The organism is Pseudoalteromonas sp. Cn5-37 (assembly GCF_021532495.1).
GTDB classification, from domain to species: domain Bacteria; phylum Pseudomonadota; class Gammaproteobacteria; order Enterobacterales; family Alteromonadaceae; genus Pseudoalteromonas; species Pseudoalteromonas simplex.
In genome coordinates, this window is the sequence record NZ_JAKGBA010000089.1 from 1 (window position 1) to 1,228 (window position 1,228).

At 40.7% G+C, this 1,228-nt stretch carries 1 protein-coding gene; it reads left to right on the plus strand.

Translation table 11 applies throughout. From position 1 onward, the window contains the following. Positions 1–63 precede the first annotated feature (63 nt). Positions 64–1,220 (plus strand): IS3 family transposase gene (locus tag L1266_RS22195; protein WP_235374372.1). Its coding sequence is split into 2 segments (ribosomal slippage): positions 64–307 and positions 307–1,220, totalling 1,158 coding nucleotides; the frame shifts between segments, so codons are not numbered across the junction. Positions 1,221–1,228 lie beyond the last annotated feature (8 nt).

Here is a 1,228-nt window from a genome sequence, read left to right on the forward strand (position 1 = left end):
TGAACTGGTTTAATTGAGCAGGACACTTTAATAATGGACAATGATCTAATATTGAGGTGTTAAATGACAAAACGAAAAAACAAAACTTATACAACCGAATTTAAGCAAGAAGCAGTTGCTTTAGTGACTGAGCAAGGTTATTCAGTTTCAGAGGCCGCAGCTTCTTTAGGGATCACCACCAAACTTATTTATAACTGGAAAGCTAAACTCGAAGAGCAACAAGCAGGTAATTCGCTAAATGAAGATGAGCGTGCAGAGTTAAAGCGCCTAAGAAAAGAAAACAAAGATCTCAAAATGGAGAAAGAGATCTTAAAAAAGGCCAGCGCCTTCTTTGCGAGAGAAATGAAGTAAAGTATCAGTTCATCAAAGAAAATAGCCAAGCTTTTCGCGTTATAAAATTATGCTCAGCGATGAAGGTGAGTCGCTCAAGCTATTACGCATGGCTGGCGCGTCCAGCAAAGCTTATAACGGCAGAAGAGCTGCATCTTTATCGCAGAGCTAAAGCGCTGTTTAAGCGCAGCAGAGAAAGCTTAGGCTACCGTGAGCTATGTAAGAACTTACGCAAAGAAGGTTTTAAAATAACACGCTTTAAAACCAGAAGGTTAATGGCGCAGCTCCATTTAGTGGTTAAACAACGAGTAGCTTATAAAGTAACAACTAAGCGTAAGCACTCTGATGCAGTTGCAGATAATTTGCTTAACCAGAACTTTAATCCGATAGCCCCCAATCAGATTTGGGCTGGCGACGTGACATACCTGAAAACTGGCGAAGGCTGGATGTACCTTGCTGTTGTAATGGATCTATATTCTCGTCGAATAGTTGGCTGGCATATTGATAAACGTATGACGACTGATTTAGTAATGAAAGCCATGATTAAGGCTTATAACTTGAGAAAACCAGCCAAAGGCTTGGTATTTCATTCTGATAGAGGGTCTCAGTATACGAGTAAGCGATATCGTAGCCTGTTAAAGCAGTTTGGTATGCGAGCAAGCATGGGTGATGTGGGGGCTTGTTGGGATAACGCTGTTGTTGAAAGGTTCTTTGGCAGCTTGAAACATGATTGGTTGTTAAAAGTGGCTCAGCCAACTCGTGAACACATGAAAAGTGATGTTACTGAATATATGAAATATTACAATCTGGAAAGGCTGCACTCAGCTAATAACGATCAGTCACCAGTAGAGTATGAAAATTCTTTAAGAAAAGTGTCCGGCTGGAGTTGACCAGAACA